17 protein-coding genes and 1 riboswitch are annotated in these 18,570 nt (G+C 69.9%); of the genes, 6 read left to right on the forward strand and 11 right to left on the reverse strand.

The window, feature by feature from the left end:
* Positions 1-124 precede the first annotated feature (124 nt).
* Together AAD496_RS04140 and AAD496_RS04145 are read left to right on the forward strand one after the other, a co-directional pair.
* Complete coding sequence (locus tag AAD496_RS04140) at positions 125-1,189, forward strand: hypothetical protein (RefSeq protein ID WP_349827375.1); 1,065 nt, start codon at positions 125-127, stop codon at positions 1,187-1,189.
* The gene (locus AAD496_RS04145) at positions 1,189-1,500 is read left to right on the forward strand and encodes a hypothetical protein (RefSeq protein ID WP_349827376.1); all 312 of its coding nucleotides are present in this window, start codon (positions 1,189-1,191) and stop codon (positions 1,498-1,500) included. The genes AAD496_RS04140 and AAD496_RS04145 overlap by 1 nt, the downstream gene beginning before the upstream one ends.
* A 60-nt stretch (positions 1,501-1,560) precedes the next feature.
* Here the strand turns inward: AAD496_RS04145 and purU are convergent, their stop codons facing one another.
* Positions 1,561-2,514 (reverse strand): formyltetrahydrofolate deformylase, encoded by a 954-nt coding sequence (gene purU, locus AAD496_RS04150; protein WP_349827377.1) that lies wholly within the window; start codon positions 2,512-2,514, stop codon positions 1,561-1,563.
* Between the two features lie 72 nt (positions 2,515-2,586).
* Positions 2,587-2,678, forward strand: a riboswitch (ZMP/ZTP riboswitch).
* A gap of 34 nt (positions 2,679-2,712) precedes the next feature.
* On the opposite strand from purU, the gene glyA reads away from it, so the two are divergent.
* Entirely contained in the window at positions 2,713-3,996 is a 1,284-nt protein-coding gene (gene glyA / locus AAD496_RS04155) for a serine hydroxymethyltransferase (RefSeq protein WP_349827378.1), read from the forward strand.
* Positions 3,996-4,916 (forward strand): bifunctional methylenetetrahydrofolate dehydrogenase/methenyltetrahydrofolate cyclohydrolase, encoded by a 921-nt coding sequence (locus tag AAD496_RS04160; RefSeq protein ID WP_349827379.1) that lies wholly within the window; start codon positions 3,996-3,998, stop codon positions 4,914-4,916. The genes glyA and AAD496_RS04160 overlap by 1 nt, the downstream gene beginning before the upstream one ends.
* Positions 4,917-5,114: 198 nt before the next feature.
* Here the strand turns inward: AAD496_RS04160 and AAD496_RS04165 are convergent, their stop codons facing one another.
* From AAD496_RS04165 to AAD496_RS04210, 10 genes are all read right to left on the reverse strand, one after another.
* Complete coding sequence (locus tag AAD496_RS04165) at positions 5,115-6,425, reverse strand: ammonium transporter (RefSeq protein WP_349827380.1); 1,311 nt, start codon at positions 6,423-6,425, stop codon at positions 5,115-5,117.
* Between the two features lie 192 nt (positions 6,426-6,617).
* Positions 6,618-7,205: a helix-turn-helix domain-containing protein gene (locus tag AAD496_RS04170; protein WP_349827381.1), complete on the reverse strand. Its 588-nt coding sequence runs from the start codon at positions 7,203-7,205 to the stop codon at positions 6,618-6,620.
* Positions 7,206-7,377: 172 nt separating this feature from the next.
* Positions 7,378-8,607, reverse strand: coding sequence for an FAD-dependent oxidoreductase (locus tag AAD496_RS04175; protein ID WP_349827382.1), 1,230 nt, complete (start codon positions 8,605-8,607; stop codon positions 7,378-7,380).
* Positions 8,608-8,659: 52 nt separating this feature from the next.
* Positions 8,660-10,057 carry an FMN-binding glutamate synthase family protein gene (locus AAD496_RS04180; RefSeq protein WP_349827383.1) on the reverse strand — a complete coding sequence of 466 codons (1,398 nt, stop codon included), beginning with the start codon at positions 10,055-10,057 and terminating at the stop codon, positions 8,660-8,662.
* Positions 10,058-10,086: 29 nt separating this feature from the next.
* Positions 10,087-10,878: a GltB/FmdC/FwdC-like GXGXG domain-containing protein gene (locus tag AAD496_RS04185; protein ID WP_349827384.1), complete on the reverse strand. Its 792-nt coding sequence runs from the start codon at positions 10,876-10,878 to the stop codon at positions 10,087-10,089.
* Between the two features lie 12 nt (positions 10,879-10,890).
* Entirely contained in the window at positions 10,891-11,799 is a 909-nt protein-coding gene (locus tag AAD496_RS04190) for a class II glutamine amidotransferase domain-containing protein (protein WP_349827385.1), read from the reverse strand.
* Between the two features lie 97 nt (positions 11,800-11,896).
* Positions 11,897-13,300, reverse strand: coding sequence for a type III glutamate--ammonia ligase (gene glnT, locus AAD496_RS04195; RefSeq protein WP_349827386.1), 1,404 nt, complete (start codon positions 13,298-13,300; stop codon positions 11,897-11,899).
* 159 nt (positions 13,301-13,459) lie between these two features.
* Positions 13,460-14,647 carry a PDR/VanB family oxidoreductase gene (locus AAD496_RS04200; RefSeq protein WP_349827387.1) on the reverse strand — a complete coding sequence of 396 codons (1,188 nt, stop codon included), beginning with the start codon at positions 14,645-14,647 and terminating at the stop codon, positions 13,460-13,462.
* On the reverse strand, positions 14,644-14,946 hold the full coding sequence (locus tag AAD496_RS04205) for a hypothetical protein (protein ID WP_349827388.1): 303 nt from the start codon (positions 14,944-14,946) through the stop codon (positions 14,644-14,646). The genes AAD496_RS04200 and AAD496_RS04205 overlap by 4 nt, the downstream gene beginning before the upstream one ends.
* A gap of 128 nt (positions 14,947-15,074) precedes the next feature.
* On the reverse strand, positions 15,075-15,569 hold the full coding sequence (locus AAD496_RS04210) for a GNAT family N-acetyltransferase (RefSeq protein ID WP_349827389.1): 495 nt from the start codon (positions 15,567-15,569) through the stop codon (positions 15,075-15,077).
* Positions 15,570-15,917: 348 nt separating this feature from the next.
* Here AAD496_RS04210 and AAD496_RS04215 point away from each other — a divergent pair, with 348 nt between their 5' ends.
* Complete coding sequence (locus tag AAD496_RS04215) at positions 15,918-16,805, forward strand: exodeoxyribonuclease III (protein WP_349827390.1); 888 nt, start codon at positions 15,918-15,920, stop codon at positions 16,803-16,805.
* 262 nt (positions 16,806-17,067) lie between these two features.
* Positions 17,068-18,429 carry a type 2 periplasmic-binding domain-containing protein gene (locus tag AAD496_RS04220; protein ID WP_349827391.1) on the forward strand — a complete coding sequence of 454 codons (1,362 nt, stop codon included), beginning with the start codon at positions 17,068-17,070 and terminating at the stop codon, positions 18,427-18,429.
* Positions 18,430-18,570 lie beyond the last annotated feature (141 nt).

An 18,570-nucleotide genomic window follows, 5' to 3' on the forward strand; every position in this document is an offset into this window, starting at 1 on the left:
CGTGACAGGACTGCGACACGGGTCCGGGGTCGGAGTGGTTCCGTGAACGGGCCCGATGCGACACCATGACGGCATGCGACGCGAACGCACCACGACGGCACCGGTAGCAGGCGCGGACCCCGCCATGAGGTCACACGCGATGCGGACGGCGGGGCGCCTCGGCGGCGGGATGGCGGCACTGACCGTGCTCGTCGGCTGTGCCGTCCCGGGTGGCGGCTCCGGCGGTGGCGGCGCGCCGACGGGCAACCTGGGCGAGGCGCTCGCCACCGTGCCCGCCGGTCACGGCGCGGAGGAGTCCCTGTACTTCTCCGACCTGGCCCTCGGCGAGTACCTGGGCGAGGGGCTCACGAAGGCCCAGCTCCTCGACATGACCGCGGCCTCGGCTCTGGGCCTGGGACGGTTCGCCACCTTCTCGCAGGTGGATCCGGAAGCGGTCCCCGCCGCCGGATCCGACCCCGCCACCGCGATCACGATCGGCTTTCCCCCGGACGAGTCCTACCGATTCACCGGCATGGACCCGGACGCGGTGTATGAGCGGTTCGCCCACTACGACTCCGGACGGAGCACACTCGGTGACGGCGAACTGCTCGTCCGGCGCGAGGACCACGGCCACGACCTCACCGACCCGCTCGGACAGCCCGCGGCGCTGGGCATGTACAACACCGTGTGGTGGGACGAGGACGTCCTGGTCGGGGCCACCGCCGAGGCGCCCGTCCGCGCCTGGGTCGAACCGGAGTCCACGCTGGCCGCCGAGGGCACCTACGACGCCGTGACCGAGTGCCTGGGCGAGGAGGTCGTCGGCGCCTGGCTCGGGACCGAGGGCCTCGACGGCGGCCCGTTCGACACCGCCGACCGGATAGACACTCTCGCCATCGGACACCGTCCCGGTCGCGAGGCGACGAGCAGCGAGGAGGGGGAGCGGGACACCGCCGGTCTCGAGAACGTCCTGTGCCTGGAGGCCGCGGACGCCACCTCGGCGCAGGAGATCGCCGACGGAATCCGGACGGACCTCGAGGACGGTGGCACCAGCTCGGTCCACGGGCAACCGTGGACCGACATCCTCGTCGGCCCGGTGATCGAGGTCGAGGGGAGGGTCGTCGAACTCGCGGTCGGCGGGCACACGGCCACCCTCCACGACCTCGTGCTCCAGGGTGACCTCCCCGCCCTCACCGACGGCGAGGTGGGCTGATGACGACGCTCCGCCTGCTCGCCGCCGTGCTCCTGGCGCCGGGTGGCTCGTGGTGGAGGCGCCTGGTCGCGGCCGGCCTCGTGGTCCCCAGCGCCCTCGTCTCGCTCCTGTGGTCGAAATGGATCATCGGCCACTACCGGATCACCTTCATGGCGCCCGAACCCCTCGACCCGCTCATCGGCTGGGTGTTCCGCAACGACCTGTGGGTGTGGTTGGTCGCACAGGCGGTCCTCGCCGCGCTCACCCTCGGAGCCGTGGTCGTCGCCTGGCAGCTGGCCCGCGGGCGCCCCTGGATAGCGCGTCCAGGTTAGACCTCGCGACCCCTCGGGGAGTGCAGTGCCGCCGGAAGTGCGGGGCGCCTCGGCGGCGGTTCAGCGGAAGACGACCGTGCGGTGGTCGTCGAGGATGACGCGGCCCTGGGCGTGCCAGCGGACGGCGCGGGCCAGGACGGAGGCCTCGATCTCCTGGCCCTTGTGGACGAAGTCGGTGACGGACTCGCCGTGGTGCACGCGCTCGACGTCCTGCTCGATGATCGGGCCCTCGTCGAGGTCGCTCGTCACGTAGTGGGCCGTCGCGCCGATGATCTTCACGCCGCGGGCGTGGGCCTGGTGGTAGGGCTTCGCGCCCTTGAAGCTCGGCAGGAAGGAGTGGTGGATGTTGATGACCCGTCCCTCCATGCGCGCGCACAGCTCCGGCGAGAGGATCTGCATGTAGCGGGCCAGGACGACGAGTTCGACGTCGAGCTCGTCGACGAGGGCGAGCAACTGCGCCTCCGCCTCGGCCTTCGTGTCCGGGGTGACGGGCACGTGGTGGAAGGGCACACCGTAGAAGCCCGCGAGGTCGGCCAGCGTGTCGTGGTTGCCGACCACTCCGACCACCTCGACGGGAAGCTGCCCGGTGTGTTGCTGGAAGAGCAGGGTGTTGAGGCAGTGACCGGCCTTGGACACGAGGATGAGGGTACGGATCCGGCGTTCGGCCGGGCGCAGGGACAGGTGCGCACCGAGGCGGCGGACGACCGGGGCCAGGGCCTCGCGGACGACCTCCTCCGTGGCGGCCTCGTCGTCGCCGACCACGCGGTCGCCCTCGAGGCGGAACTGCAGGCGCAGGAAGAAGGACTCCGTGTCCTCCGAACCGAACTGCTGGGACTCCGTGATCGAGGCGTCGATCCCCACGAGCGCCCCGGAGACCGCGTGGACGATCCCGGCCCGGTCGGGGCAGGACAGGGAGAGGACCCACTCGCGGGCGGGCGCCTCGGCGGAGGGCGCTGCTGGAGCGGTCGGTGAGGGGGTCGATGCAGGCGTGGCGGAGGCCGGGTTCACGGTCATCCCAGCATGGTAATCGGAACGCTGGAACCCGCGCGGACGTGCCCGTCCACCGGTCGGTTTCGTTGGTAGGATTCCCGTGGTCGCGACTGGCGAGTACGAGGTGGTTCACCACCGGGGGAGCGGCCGACGGAGGGATACGGCGGTCGATCGCCTGGGCCGCGCCTCGTCCACTGCCACCGGACAAGGGAGCACACCACCATGACCGATTCCATCGATCCGATGAACTCCTCACTGGGAGTCGTCGATCCGGAGATCGCCGCCGTCCTCGACCAGGAGCTCGCTCGCCAGCGCGGCACCCTGGAGATGATCGCCTCGGAGAACTTCGTGCCGCGCGCGGTGCTGGAGACCCAGGGGTCCGTCCTCACGAACAAGTACGCCGAGGGCTACCCCGGCCGCCGCTACTACGGGGGCTGCGAGTACGTCGACGTGGCCGAGAACCTGGCGATCGAGCGGGCCAAGTCCCTGTTCGGTGCCGCGGTCGCCAACGTCCAGCCGCACTCCGGCGCCCAGGCCAACGCCGCCGTCATGCACGCCTTCGCCCGTGCCGGTGACACCATGCTCGGTCTCGAACTCGCCCACGGCGGCCACCTCACGCACGGAATGAAGATCAACTTCTCCGGCCGTCTGTACGACGTCGCCTCCTACGGCGTCGACCCCGCGACCAACCGCATCGACATGGACGTCGTCGCCAAGGCCGCCAAGGAGTCGCAGCCCAAGGTGATCGTCGCCGGCTGGTCCGCCTACCCGCGTCAGCTCGACTTCGACGCCTTCCGCGAGATCGCCGACGAGGTGGGCGCCACCCTGTGGGTCGACATGGCGCACTTCGCCGGGCTCGTCGCCGCCGGTCTGCACCCCAACCCCGTGCCGATCGCCGATGTCGTGTCCTCCACCGTGCACAAGACCATCGGTGGTCCCCGCTCCGGCTTCATCCTCTCGAAGGACGAGGCGAACGCGAAGAAGATCAACTCCGCCGTCTTCCCCGGTCAGCAGGGCGGCCCGCTCATGCACGTGATCGCCGGCAAGGCCGTGGCGTTCAAGCTCGCCGGCACCGAGGACTTCCGCGCCAGGCAGGAGCGCACCCTCGAAGGTGCGAAGATCCTGGCCGAGCGCCTCACCAGCGCCGATGTCAAGGAACACGGTGTCGACGTCCTCACCGGTGGCACCGACGTCCACCTGGTGCTCGTCGACCTGCGCAACTCGCCGCTCGACGGCAAGCAGGCCGAGGACCTCCTCCACGAGGTGGGCATCACCGTCAACCGCAATGCGGTGCCCTTCGACCCGCGCCCGCCGATGACCACCTCCGGTCTGCGCATCGGCACCCCGGCGCTCGCCTCCCGCGGGTTCGGCGCGGCCGAGTTCACCGAGGTCGCCGACATCATCGCCGCCGCCCTCAAGCCCGGCCCCGACGTCGAGGCGCTCCGGGCCCGGGTGCAGAAGCTCACCGACGGCTACCCGCTCTACGACGGTCTGGAGCAGTACTGATGACGGTGGAGACGCAGACGGCGACGACCGCGGTGAAGCTCGACGGCAAGGCGACCTCGGCGGCCATCAAGGCCGAGCTCACCGAACGTGTCGCCGCACTCAAGGAGCAGGGCGTGACCCCGGGCATCGCGACGGTGCTCGTCGGTGCCGATCCCGCCTCGCAGTTGTACGTGGGCATGAAGCACAAGCAGTCCGAGGCGATCGGGATGAACTCGATCCAGCGTGAACTGCCGGCCGATGCCACGCAGCAGCAGGTCGAGGACCTCATCGACGAGCTCAACACGGACCCGACCTGCCACGGGTACATCGTGCAGCTGCCGCTGCCGGGGCACATCGACACCGATGCGGTGCTGGAACGGATCGACCCGGCCAAGGACGCCGACGGCCTGCACCCCACGAACCTGGGGCGCCTGGTGCTCAACGTCAACGCGCCGATCGACACCCCGCTGCCGTGCACGCCGCGGGGCGTCATCGAGCTGCTCCTGCGCAACGACTACGACCTCAAGGGCAAGCACGTGGTCGTCGTGGGCCGCGGTGTGACGATCGGCCGGTCCATCGGCCTCATCCTCACCCGGCGGGAGATCAACGCGACGGTCACGCAGGTGCACACCGGCACCGTCGACATGGGGCAGTACCTGCGCCAGGCCGACGTCATCGTCGCCTCCGCGGGTGTCAAGCACCTGGTCGAGCCGGAGGACGTGAAGCCGGGCGCGGCCGTGCTCGACGTCGGCGTCACCCGCGAGACCGACCCGGAGACGGGCAAGAACAAGGTCTTCGGCGACGTCCACCCGGGTGTGGCCGAGGTCGCCGGTTTCCTCTCGCCCAACCCCGGTGGCGTGGGCCCCATGACCGTCGCCCTCCTCATGACGAACGTCGTCGAGGCGGCCGAGCGCCAGGTGGCCGCCCGAGCGACCGCCTGAGACACCCGATTCGGGGGCAACCGCCCGGCTGTGCCCGACGCCGCCCCGATATGTTCGACGGCCCTCGATATGTGCTGAAATATCGAGGGCCGTTGAAGATATCGGGGCGGAACCGATCCCCGGACCACGCCCGAGGCTCCCTGCACTTCCATCGGAAGTGCAGGGAGCCTCGGGCATGTGTGAGAGGGGGAGCGCTCGTCAGGTGGTGATCTTCTCGGGGTCGACGTGCGTGGCGGTGCTCGGGTCGGCCGGCTCCTCGTAGTCCTCGTCGCGGGTGTAGGCGGTCTCCGCGTGGAGGCTGCGGTCGAGGCCGAGCTTCTCGATGCGGGGGTCGACGCGGATGGGATGGATCATGTCCATGACCTTCGCGATGAGGTAAGTGACGACGAAGGGGTAGGCGACCGAGACGAGGATCGCCACGATCTCGCGCCACACCAGGCTCCAGTCCCCACCGAGGAGGACCCCGGAGACACCGGCGGGAGCGGACTCGACGCCGAGCAGGATGACGTAGAGGGACCCCGCGATGCCACCGATGCCGTGGACGGCGAAGGCGTCGAGCGAGTCGTCGATCTTGTGCTTGTTCTTCCAGGTGATCGCCCAGGCGACGGCGGCCGAGGCGAGGAAGCCGACGGCGACGGCACCGACCGGGTTGACGGCATCGGCGACAGGGGTGATGCCGACGAGGCCGGCGATCATGCCGGTGCACATACCCAGGGCGGTGACGCGCTTGTCCCGCAGGCGTTCGACGACGAGGAAGCCGAGGATGCCGCCGAGGCCGGCGAGCAGGGTGGTGAGGAAGACGAACTCGGCGAGGAACCCGGCCGTCGCGGCGGTACCGCCGTTGAAGCCGAACCAGCCGAAGAACAGGATGCCGGCACCGAGGAAGGCGAGCGGCAGGTTGTGCGGCTTCTCGTCGGTCTTGAGGCGCGGGCCGAGCACGAGGGCCAGGGCGAGCGAGGAGACACCGGCATTCATGTGGACGGCGGTACCACCGGCGAAGTCGTGGAGGCCCATGACGTTGCGCAGCCAGCCGCCGACGTAGCCGGCCTCCGGGTCGCTGAAGGTGAAGACCCAGTGGGCCATCGGGGAGTAGACGAGCAGCATCCACACCACGGCGAAGACGAGCCAGGAGCCGAACTTCATCCTGCCCATCGCGCCGGAGGCGAGGATCGCGATCGAGATGGTGGCGAAGAGCAGGTAGAATCCGGCCCAGTAGGTGCCGTTGGCGCCGTCATCGGTGAGGAACTGGTTGCCGCCCAGGTATTCCAGAGGGTTGCCGATGAGGCCCAGTCCGCCCCAGGAGTTGCCGACCACGAGACTGTGGCCGACGAGGATGTAGGCGAGGCCACCGACGGCCATGGAGCCCATGACCATCATGGCGATGTTGAGGATGTTCCGGCCGGATGCCATTCCCCCGTAGAACAGGGCGAGGCCCGGGAACATGAGCAGCACGAGTGCCATCGCGCTGAGGAGCCACGCGAGGTCGGCTGCGGCGAGTGCTTCTTCCATGATGATGTCCCATCGGTGCGGGTGGTGAGCGTGAGGAACCCGGTGGTGGGCCGCGCGGTGTCGTACGTTGCGCGATTATTTCCTGTGGTTCACCAGTATTCACTGACGGGAGACCGGCGCGGTTTCGCCCCCGTGAAATCCATGTATCGGTCCCGGAGTGGGACGGGTGCCGGGGTTCGGGCGGCGATGGGCTCAGCCGGTGGAGTGCACGTTGAGGAAGACGACCGGGAGTTCGAGCATGCGGGCGGGGCCGTGGGGTGCGTCGCCGTCGAAGGTGAGCGAGTCGCCGGGCCCGAGTTCGTACTCGTAGCTGCCGTGGCCGTAGACGACCCGGCCGGAGAGCACGTGGATGAACTCGGTGCCCGAGTGCTCGAAGCGTGGGAACACATCGGACTCGTTCGTGAGCGTCACGAGGGCCGGTTCGATGGGGTTCGGGTGCCGCTTGAGCTGCCCGAGCAGTCGGTACTCGTGCCCGTGCCGGGTGCCCGAGCGGACGGTGACGCTGCCGCCGCCGGCCGGGGTGTGGATCGCCTCGGACTCGGTGTCGATCCCCTGGAAGAGGGAGGTGACGGGGACGTCGAGTCCGTCGGACAACCGCTGGAGCGTGGTGAGGGAACACGAGGTCGAGGCGGACTCCACCTTCGAGATCATCGCCTTCGACAGACCGGTGCGTTCGGCCAGCTCGGCCGCGGTGAGTCCGGCGGAGGTCCGGGCGGCCCGGACCTGATCGGCAATGATCCGTTCCAGTGGCAGTCGTGCGGGAGGGTCGAGGTGCTCCATCTCGTCAGGGTAGCCTGCCGTTCCCGCGCTCGGGCCCGGTTCCGGACCCGGGGGAAGTCCGGGAAGCCCGGCGGTCGATCGCATGTCCGGTTCCTCTCGTCGAATGAGTGCGAGCCCGATGGCACGTCCCATGCCGGGATCCGCCATCGAGCTCGCACTCGACGAATCGTCGTCAGTGGAGTGCGCCGGTGCGGGTGGGGCCGCCGCGCGTGGGGTCCCACTGGGCGGGACCGAGCGCTGTGCCGGTCACGTGGTCGGCGGCGATCGACCCGAGCAGCGGCCCGAACTTCGCCCCGTGACCCGAACACGGCGAGAACACCGTGATCCCGCCGCAGGTCGTCAGCACGAAGTCCTCCGTCGGCGTGTTCGTGAACAGGCAAGTCGTCTCCGCGTAGGGCTCCGGCACCAGGCCCGGCACGTAGGTCTTCACGTACTCGACGGCGGCGGCCCGCTGCTCCTCGGTGATCGTCCCCGACTGCGCCGAGGCGTCGTCGATCCGCGTCCCACCGTTGAAGATCGCGAGCTTCTGCCCGCGGTGCTCGGCGTCCCGTCCGCCCGGCAGGCTGTAGACGTGCACGTCGGCACCGTTGTGGATGAAGGTCGGCCACTCCTCGGGCGCCATCACCGGCGCGCCGTCGGCCGTCGTCTCCCGGTAGGGGAAGTGGAAGGCCGCCTCCTGCATGATCTCGAACTCCGGCAGCGCGTCCCGGAACCCCTGCGGCAGGTCGAGCTTCTCCAACAGGAAGGGCAGGAATCCGCCGGCCGCCACCGTCACGTGGGCGCCCTCGACGGTCCTGCCGTCGGCGGCGGTCACCGTGAACGGCCCCTGTGGGCCCTCCACCCCCGCTCCCGAGGCGCCCTCTCCTTCCGAAGAACGCTGTCCTCCGGCCGATCCCGTCACCGACTCGACCGCGAAGTCGGTGAACAGCGCGGCCCCGTGGGACTGCGCGGCGGCCACCATCGCGAGCACGGTCGACTGGGCGTCGAGGACACCGGCGGTGGGCTGCCAGACCGCCTCGGAGTCGTAGGCGATGCCCGGCCAGCGTTCGCCGGCGGCGTCCTTCTCGGCCAGTTCGTTCTCGATGCCGAGGTCTGTGAGGATGTCCGCCTGGTGTTGCGGCTTCTTGACCGGTCCGAAGGTGAGTGACCCGCAGCGGCGGATCAGCTGCTGACCGCTGAGCTCCTCGAGTTCGGCCCAGCCCGCCTCGGCGTCGCGGACGAACCCGGCGTAGAGCGCGTCCTCGTAGGCGAACCGGAAGATGCGTGCCGAACCGTGGCTGGAACCGTGCTCGCTCGCGGGTTCGTCCCGGTCGACGAGGGCAACGGACAGGCCGCGCTGGGCCAGGCGCCAGGCGGTGGACGCGCCGGCGAATCCGGCTCCGATGATGACGTGGTCGTACACTGCGGGTTCCTGTTCTCGGGGAAGTACGTGGTGGGGTAACGGTCGCAGGGTGTCACATGCCCGCGGTCACGCCCGGGATCCACGAGGTCCCGGCGAGCGGCACCCGGGCCATCGCGGAGGCCTCGAGAGTGAGCGCGACGAGGTCCTCGGGTTCGAGGTTGCGCACGTGGCCCTTGCCGCAGGCCCGGGCGATCGTCTGGGCCTCCATCGTGAGGACGCGCAGGAAGTTGGCGATCCGGCGGCCACCGACCTCGGGGTCGAGGCGCGCGGAGAGCTCCGGGTCCTGCGTCGAGATCCCGGCGGGGTCCCGGCCGTCCTGGAAGTCGTCGTAGTACCCGGCGGCGGATCCGAGCGCGGCGTACTCCGCGGCGTACCGGGGGTCGTTGTCACCGAGGGCGATGAGTGCGGCGGTCCCGATCGACACGGCGTCCGCGCCGAGCGCCATGGCCTTGGCGACGTCGGCCCCGTTGCGGATGCCACCGGAGACGATGAGCTGGACCTTCCGGTGCAGCCCGAGTTCCTGGAGCGCGCGGACGGCCTCCGGGATCGCAGCGATCGTCGGGATGCCGACGTTCTCGATGAACACCTCCTGCGTGGCGGCGGTACCACCCTGCATGCCGTCGAGGACGATGACGTCCGCCCCGGCCTTCACGGCCAGCTGCGTGTCGTAGTAGGGGCGCGAGGCACCGACCTTGATGAAGATCGGCTTCTCCCAGTCGGTGATCTCCCGCAGTTCCTGGATCTTGATCTCCAGGTCGTCCGGGCCCGTCCAGTCGGGGTGGCGGCAGGCCGAACGCTGGTCGACGCCGATGGGCAGGGTGCGCATGCCGGCCACGCGTTCGGTGACCTTCTGGCCGAGCAGCATGCCACCGCCGCCCGGCTTGGCGCCCTGACCGAGGACGACCTCGATCGCATCGGCGGCCCGCAGGTGGTCGGGGTTCATGCCGTAGCGGCTGGGCAGGTACTGGTAGACGAGCGTCTTCGAGTGGCCGCGCTCCTCGTCGGTCATGCCGCCGTCACCGGTCGTCGTCGAGGTGCCCACGGCCGACGCCCCGCGTCCCAGCGACTCCTTCGCGTTGGCCGAGAGCGCACCGAAGCTCATCCCGGCGATCGCGACGGGGATGTCGAGGTGCAGCGGCTTGGAGGCGTTGCGGTCACCGAGCACCACGTCGGTCCCGCACTTCTCGCGATACCCCTCCAGCGGGTACCGCGACATCGAGGCACCGAGGAACAGCAAGTCGTCGAAATGGGGCAGCGCCTTCTTCGCGCCCCACCCGCGGATGTCGTAGATGCCGGTCGTCGCGGCGCGCTGGATGCCGTGGATCGCGGCACGGTCGAAGGTCGCGGATTCCCGCAGCCCGAGTTCGGACGGTGCGGGTGGAGCCGCCGCAGAAGGCCCGGTGTGCACGGTGGGCGTTTCCGGGGAGAGGGCTTCCGGAGCGAGAGTCATGAGGTGTCCTTCCGAAGACGGATCCGGCGTCAGTACGCCGCGGAGTTGTCGACGTCGAAGTGGTAGAGGTTCCGGGCGGAGCCGTAGCGGGTGAAGTCGGCCGGGTCGTCGTCGCGGCCCGCGGCGGCGAGCAGCTCGGCGAGTTCCGCCCGGTGCTCGTCCCGCATCTCCTTGGCCACGCAGTCGGAGCCGAGGGAGGCGACGGAGCCCAACACATAGATCCGGGCCTCGTAGATCGAGTCACCGAGGTCGGCCCCGGCGTCCCCGCACACCACCAGGCGCCCGGCCTGGGCCATGAAGGCCGACATGTGTCCGATGTTCCCGCCGACAACGATGTCGATCCCCTTCATGGAGATCCCGCAGCGGGCCGAGGCGTTCCCGTCGATCACCAGCAGCCCGCCGTGCGCCGTCGCGCCGGCCGACTGGCTGGCGTCCCCGGTCACGTGCACGCGCCCGGACATCATGTTCTCGGCCACGCCGGTGCCGGCGTTGCCGTGGACGGTGATCGTCCCGCCCTGGTTCATGCCGGCGGCGTAGTACCCGGCGTGTCCGTGCACGTCCACGCGCACGTCGCCGTTCACGCCGACGGCCAGGGCGTGCTTGCCGAGCGGGTTCGCCACGGAGAAGGCCTCGCCGTCGGCGGCCGAGTGGAGAGCCGCGTTGAGGTCGCGGACCGTGTCCGTCTCAAGGTCGAACTCCCGCGCCGCCGAGGCGCCCTGCCCCTCGGTGCCACCCGTGACCGCGGCGGCCGCAGCGGCGGCGGGGGAGAACGTGATGGTGTCGTCGGCGGGGGTCGCCGGAGTTCCGAGTGTCGTCGTCATCGTCGGGTCCTCTCAGATCTTCCAGGTGTAGACGCGGCCGGGTTCGGGCTCGAACAGGCGGGCGTCGTCGATGCCGGGCAGGTGGGCGAGTGCGCGGAACTCGCTGGCGACGGCCACGTAGTCGTCCGTCTCGGCGATGATCGCGGGCTTGCAGGCGATGGGGTCGCGCACGACGGCCATCGAGTCGGCGGTCGTGACGACGAGGGTGTAGAAGCCGTCGAGCGTCTCACCCAGGTGTTCGAGTGCGGACTCCAGGGTGTCGCCCTGCTGCAGGCGGTGGGCGATGAACCGGGCGCCGACCTCCGTGTCGTTCTCCGAGTCGAACTCCACGCCCAGACGCTTGAGTTCACGGCGGACCGAGGCGTGGTTGGAGAACGAGCCGTTGTGGACGAGGCAGAGGTCCTCGGACACCGCGAAGGGGTGGGACCCGGTCGCGGTGACGGCGGACTCGGTGGCCATGCGGGTGTGACTCACCGCCTGACTGCCGGTCATCGTCGACAGTCCGTGGTCGGTGGAGACGTCGCGCGGATTGCCGACGGCCTTCATGACGGTCACGTGTTCACCGCGGCCGGTGATCGTGAGTGCGGGGTAGGACTGGTGGAGCGTGGTGGCGAGCAGGTCGACGGGGATCGGGGCCGAGACGAGGGTCGTCGAGCCGAGTTCGTGCACGGTGGCGGCAGTGCCCTCCGGCAGCGCCTCGCCGAGCAGCGTGTCGATCGCGGTGGGCTCCAGACCCAGGTCCGTACCGAGCAGGCTGAGGGTCGCCACGCCCGCGGAGTTGAGCTCCGGGTTGTCGTAGACGGCCACACCCGCGGCGTCGGGGCCGCGTTCGATGACCTCGCAGAGCATGCCGTCGAGCAGGGTGCCCAGTTGTGGGCGCAGGGCGTCGTTGCGCACCTGGAGGGCGGCGATACCGCACATGGTGGTGGTCTCCGTTCGTGAGGGCGGGAGGGAGGGAAGAGGGGTGGACGCCGGGAGGGCGGGGCGCCTCGGCGGCGGGATCCGGGCGGGGTGGGACTCAGATGGCGGTGAGGTAGTGCTCGATCTCCCAGTCGGAGACGCGGGAGTGCCAGTCGAAGAACTCCTTCTCCTTCGCGTCGGCGAAGTAGGTGCCGACCGCGGTGTCGCCGGAGAGGGCCGCGAGCATGACGGGGTCGTCGCGGAGCGCCTCGACGGCGTGGAGGAGGGTGGCGGGCATCTTCTTGGCGTCCGGCTTCTTCTCGCCGGGCCCGCAGGGGGCACCCGGGTGGTTGTTCGTGTCGATCCCGTGGAGGCCGGCGGCCAGCGCCGCGGTGAGGGCGACATAGGGGTTGGCGGCGCCGTCGGCGGTGCGCAGTTCCACCCGCTTGTCGTCGGGCACGCGGATCATGTGGGTGCGGTCGTTGCCGCCGAAGGAGGCGTGGTTGGTCGACCAGGTGGCGCCGGACTCCGTGTTCGCCGCGCCCGTGCGCTTGTAGGCGTTGACGGTCGGGGCCAGGTAGGTCTGGAGCGCCGGGGCGTGGTCGAGCATGCCGCCGATGAACTGGTAGGCGGTCTCCGAGAGGCCCAGGCCGTGGGGGTCGGGGCCGGCCATGAGGGAGCGCTCGCCCGCCTCGTCCCACAGGGAGATGTGGAAGTGGAGCCCGGTGCCGGTGCGGTCGCTGAAGGGCTTGCCCATGAAGGTCGCGATCATGTCGCGCTTGTCGGCGATCATCGCGTGGATGTAGCGGAGGGTGACGACCCGGTCGGCGGTGACGAGGATGTCGTCGTAGTCGAAGTTCTGCTCGAACTGACCGGCGCCGTCCTCGTGGTCGTTCGCGTAGTTGCCCCAGCCCAGGGAGTTCATGGCGTCGGCGACCTCGGTGAGGTGGTCGTACATCCGGGTGACGCCGCGGGCGTCGTAGCAGGGGCGGGGGTGGTCGTCCTTGGCGTCGGCGGTCGTGAGCTTCCCCTCGGCGTCCCTGCACAGGAGGAAGAACTCGACCTCGGCGCCGGCCTTCGCGCTCATGCCGCGGGCCTTGAGATCGGCGATCACCTTCTTGAGCGCGACGCGGGGTGCGTACGGCCAGGGCTCGCCGCCGACGTAGGGGTCGCAGTGGATCATCGCCAGGCCCTCGCGGATGAAGGGCATGGGGGTGAAGGAGGAGACGTCCGGGACGGCGGAGAGCTCACCGTCCTGCGGCTTCTGACCGATGAGCCCGGCGGCGAACCCGGCGAACCCCATGGCGCCGTCGGCCAGTTCCTCGAGGGCCGCGGTCGGCACGAGCTTGGCGCAGGGCTTGCCGTTGAGGTCGACGAAGGTGGCCAGCAGGTAGGTGATGTCGTGCGCCGCGACGAGATCGCTGAGCGCGGAGTGGCAGGCTCGGGCGTCGTTCGGCGCGAGCGCGGGGCCGGAGGAGGTCTCGGTGCTGGTGGTCGCAAGAGCGGGAACCGTGGCGGTCATGAGAGGGTTCTTCCTGTCGCGGTCGTTGCCTATGAGGAAACGAAGTTGACCCACAGTAGTCAGTCGCGTGGGTCACCGACAGGTCGGCGGTGTTAAAACCGTGTGACAGCTGAACCGAGCCGTGGACTGGGCGCTCCCTCCCGTCGACCGGGCAGTTGCTCAGTACTCGAAGTATCGACGCAGTGCCGGCTCGAACCGCGTGACACCCTTGTCGACCTTGACGTCCGCGGGCATCGTCGCGAAGAAGGTCCGCATGTTCTCCCGCCACTCGGGCACACTCGCGAGGTCGACGATCCGCTCCATCTGCGTCCGCACCGTCATCATGATCGCGTGCGAGTGGGGCAGGCGCACGAACTGCTGGTACTCGACCCGGCCGAGCAGGTGTTCGATGACGGTGTCCGCGTCTGCCGCCCGCGCCTCCTCCCGGGCGGGCAGCCACACGTGCGAGGTCTCCATCGAGATGTCGATCTCCAGTTCGGGGTGGGACGCCTCGGCGGCGGGGGCGGTGTCCGTGGGGAGCGCGCGGGAGACGCAGGGGGTGAAGCAGGTGGGGCGTTCGACCGGGGTGAGGACGATGTCGCGGTGGTCGGGGCGGCCGACGAGGACGGGGAGGACGCATTCGCCGCACACGCCCTGGCGGCACATGGCGGGGACGGTGCGGCCGGTGGACTCCAACGCTTCGAGGGCGGTGACGTCGGCGGGGACAGGGACGCGCTCGCCACTGCGGGCGAGGCGCAGGGTGAAGGGGGCACCCGCGTCGAGGTCCGTGAGTCCGAAGGCCTCGGAGTGGAGGCGTCCGGCCGGCCAGCCGGCGGCGCGGGCGCGGGCGAACAGGTCGTCCATGAAGTCGGCGGGCCCGCACGTGTAGAGGTGGGTGCCGAGTGGCTGGTCGGTGAGGACGGCGTCGAGTGCGGCGGCCCAGTCGGCCCGGGTGCCGGTCGAGGTGAGGAGGTCGACGTGCGGGTGTGCGTCCGCGAGCTCCTGCAGGTCGGCCAGGTGGGAGCCTGCGTCCGGCCGGAACCTGTAGAGGACCTGGACGGGTCGGCCTGCCCGGGCGGCGGCACGGGCGTGGGAGAGGACGGGTGTGACGCCGATGCCGCCGGCGACGAGCAGGTGCTTGCGGGACGTGGCGACCGGCGGGAACGCGCCGCGCGGTCGCGAGGTCCGGACCCGGTCGCCCGGGCGGAGGGTGTGGACCCAGCGGCTGCCGCCGCGACCGGTGTCCTGGCGGAGCATGGCGATCGTGTAGGAGGTCGGGAACAGCCCGTCGCGCAGTGCCGGAGGGAGGTTCTGCCCGGTGGACGGGAGGGACTGCCCAGTTGACGGGGCCGTGTCGGTGGTCCTCATGCGAGGGCTCCCGGGTCGGTGACGAGGGCCGAACTCATCCACGCGGCGTGGACGCGGGAGAAGTGCCGGTGGACGCCCAGTTCCCTGGCGCAACCGGCGCAGGTGAGCGTGTCACCCGGGGTGTGACGCCCGGAGCTCGTGGTGTCGCAGTGGACGCACAGGACGGTCAGTGGTGGTTCGGAGGTCGACGGGGAGGGCACCTCGGGGAAGAGCACCATCTCCTCGTCGAGCATCCCCTCCTCGCGGGCCACCCGGGCGGTGGCCGTGTCGTGGGCCGGGGGAAGGGCCCAGTGGGTCATGGCTCCATGGGAAATGCCCGCGATTGCGTCGGCGCATCGCGGGCATTTCGGGTCGGTGAACGGGTGGGGTGGGGCGGCGTCGAACTCAGCCCCGCCGGCGGGGTGCCGGGGGTGGGGCGGCGTTCTGGTCAGTACTTCTTGCGGGTGCGCGTGAAGAGTACCTTGTCGCGGCCCGGACCGTCGTAGTCCTGGATCCGCTCGCCCTCGAAGCCGAGGGACGAGTGGAAGCTGATGGCGCCCGCGTTGTCGGGTTCGGTGGTCGCGTGGACCTCCTCGGCGCCCAGGTCGGAGGCCCGGGTGAGGAAGGTCTCGTAGAGCTCACGGCCGATGCCCTGACCGCGGAAGTCGTTGCGCGCGGCGACGAGGTGGATGAAGGCCGGTCCCGATTTCGGGACGACGCCCAGCAGATAGCCGACGATCTCGTTCTTGTAGCGGGCGACCAGGCCCCCGGATGCGAGCTGGTGGAACCAGAACGCGTCGTGTTCCTGGCTGAGGTCGCGCTCGCCCCAGAACTGCTGCTGCTGGTCGACGAGGAAGTGGCGGAGCTCGGAATCGGCCACCTCGTCGAGCGGACTGATGACGAGGTGGGTGCGGTCGATCGGCGTCGATGCGACGGTTTCCATGTTTCCTCCTTTGAAACCGGTTGGCGTGGATCCGGTGGCATTCCTCCAGGTAGGGGTCGGTTGCCGCGGGCCCGGTGCGGGCGATCCGGGCTCCGTCGCCCGGGTCGCCCGACGTCCTGTCGGGGATCGACAGGGTTCACGCCGGGGGATACCGAATGTAGCACCCACGTGATATGTGGCACATGCCCCGATGGGTGAAATCGTCACATTCGCGGGGAGTGCGGAGGTTGGGGAGCGGGGGCGACGGAAGCCGGTACGGCGGGGATCCGGGAAGGGTGGGGCGCCTCGGCGGCGGGAGTCGGCGGCGGGTGCGGTTCCGGGGGTGGGTGGCGTGGGAGAATCGGGGGCATGCTTCGTATCGCCACAGTGAACGTGAACGGTATCCGCGCCGCCTGGCGCAAGGGGATGGGCCCGTGGATCGAGGAGGCCGACGCGGACGTCGTCACCCTCCAGGAGGTCCGGGCCGCCAACGACATCGCGCTGACGATGTTCGGTGACATCGAGGGGTACGCGGCGTACTCCGCGGACTCGACCGAGGCGAAGGGGCGGGCCGGTGTGGCCGTGCTGGCCCGGGGCGCCTCGGGTGCGGGTGCGGCGGGTGCCGGCGAGGGTGCCGTCCCCGCGGGTGCGCAGGCCGTCGCGACCCGGGTGGGGATCGGCGACGAGTACTTCGACGCGGCCGGCCGGTGGATCGAGACGGACTTCGAACTGGCCGACGGTTCGCTGCTCACGGTCGTCTCCGCCTATGTGCACTCGGGGGACATGAAGCGGGCGAGCGACCCGATCTCCGAGAAGCAGGCGGACAAGTACCGGTTCCTCGACCGGATGGTCGAGCGGCTGCCGGAGATCCGCGCGCACGCCGACCACGCGGTCGTCACCGGCGACATGAACGTGTGCCACACCGAGCGCGACATCAAGAACGCCAAGAGCAACAAGTGGTCGTCGGGCTTCCTGATCCCGGAGCGGGAGTACTTCGACCGGTTCTTCGGAGAACTCGGCTGGGTGGACGTCCACCGGCAGCTCAACGGTGACGTCGACGGGCCCTACACCTGGTGGTCCATGCGCGGCAAGGCCTTCGACACCGATGCCGGCTGGCGGATCGACTACCAGATGGCGACCCCGGAGCTGGCGGCCGCGGCGAAGGCCTCCCGGGTCGACCGGGCCCCGGACTACGCCTCCCGCTGGTCCGACCACGCCCCGCTCGTCATCGACTACGACGTCCCCGGCCTGAAGTGAGGGCGCGCCCGGCCTGAAGCGCGGGCGGCCAGATCGAGAGGGCATGAATCGTCGGATTTCGGACCTGGATCCGACGATTCATGCCCTCTCGGTATGCCGCCGGGCGGACGAGCGGATTTCCGGAAGAAATCGGGGCATCATCTTTCTATTTTGTGCTTACTGAACGTACGATCAGTGGACTGTCGTGGTCACGGAGCCCGAAGCCCGGGCGACACCCACGGCGGCGACAATCTTTCCCCTCATCAGGCACGACGGAGTGACGATGACGCACCAGAACTGCACGACCCCCGGACGGGGCGCGACCCCCGAGCACGACATCATCCCCGCCCACGTAGGCAAGACCCCCGAGCACGACACCACCCGTGGGCGGAGGTTCCTGGCCACGGGCCTGGCCGCCGGAGTGGCACTCACCCTGGCGGCCTGCGCCGGAGGTACCGCCGGCGGTGGTGACGGTGGCGGCGGCGAGGGCGTGGACTTCGGCGCGAGCCCGGAGGAGTACCAGGCCGCGCTGGAGGAGATGGAGCCGGTGACGCTCACGTACCAGCCCGGATCGCAGTCGGCGCAGGGGGCGACCGGCGAGGCGGAGACGGCCTTCATCGAGCTCGTCGAGGAGTGGTCGGGCGGCAAGATCACGCTCGAGCCCGTGTGGGCACAGGCGATCGCGCCCTTCGACGAGGTCACCGAGGCGGCCGCCGACGGCCGGATCGACATCGGGACCGAGATCCCCATCTACACGCCGAGCAAGTACCAGGCGATCAACGACCTCATCAACCTCACGCCCAGCAAGCCGGCGAGCCCGTACCGGACGGAGCTGGTGACCTCGACGGCACTGCTGGAGACCTCGTGGAACACGCCGGAAATCGTGGAGAACTACGAGGAGATGGGCGTGACCGTGCTGCGGCCGACCATGTTCGAGTTCTCCAACGCGCTCATGTGCACCGAGCCGGTGACCTCGCTCGACGACTTCAACGGCAAGCAGATCCGCGTCGGTTCCGCCGCGGACCTCACGATCAACGAGGCGCTCGGGTCGAGCGGTGTGTCGATGCAGTTCGGCGAGGCGTTCGACGCCCTCCAGCGCAACACCGTCGACTGCACGTTCGGTGGCCTGCGGATCGGCAGCGAGTACGGGTTCCTGGAGGTCGCGCCGAACGTGACCTTCCCGTCCGAGGGTGCCTGGGTGCGCAATCCCACGGCGGTCGTCGCGGGGCCGGGTTACCAGAACCTGCCGCTGGCCGCACAGCAGCTGATCTTCGACGCGTTCTCCGTGTCCAACGCGAACACGTACGAGGCGATGATGTACTGGGTCGCCGATGCCATGGGCAAGGTCGAGGAGCACGGCGGTGAGGTCAACCGCCTGGACGCCGGAGCCGAGGAGGCGTTCGCCGGTGCGGTCTCCGAGCTGCAGTCGGCCACGCAGGAATCCGGCGCCATGGACGGTGTGGCCGCGCAGGAGGCCTTCGACGCCAACTACGACAAGTGGACGGGCATCGCCGACGAACTGGGGCTGCCCGAGTTCGACGACTACATGTCCTACGCCGAGGCGTACCGGGCCGAGCCGATCGAACTCGACGAGTACTCGCAGCGGATCTTCGAGGAGATCTACACCCCGCATCGCCCGAGCTGAGCGCTACACCCGTCTGCCGGATCGTGAGATGTCGGTTCTGCCTTGAGATGCGAGCTGCGTGGCTTGCACCTCGAAGCAGAACCGACATCTCACTTCTCGGGGGCATACGCGAGGAGGTGCGGGAAACACGAAGCGGGGGGG

Origin of the sequence: Brevibacterium litoralis (assembly GCF_040212315.1) — a bacterium.
In the GTDB taxonomy this organism is placed as follows: Bacteria; Actinomycetota; Actinomycetes; order Actinomycetales; family Brevibacteriaceae; genus Brevibacterium; species Brevibacterium litoralis.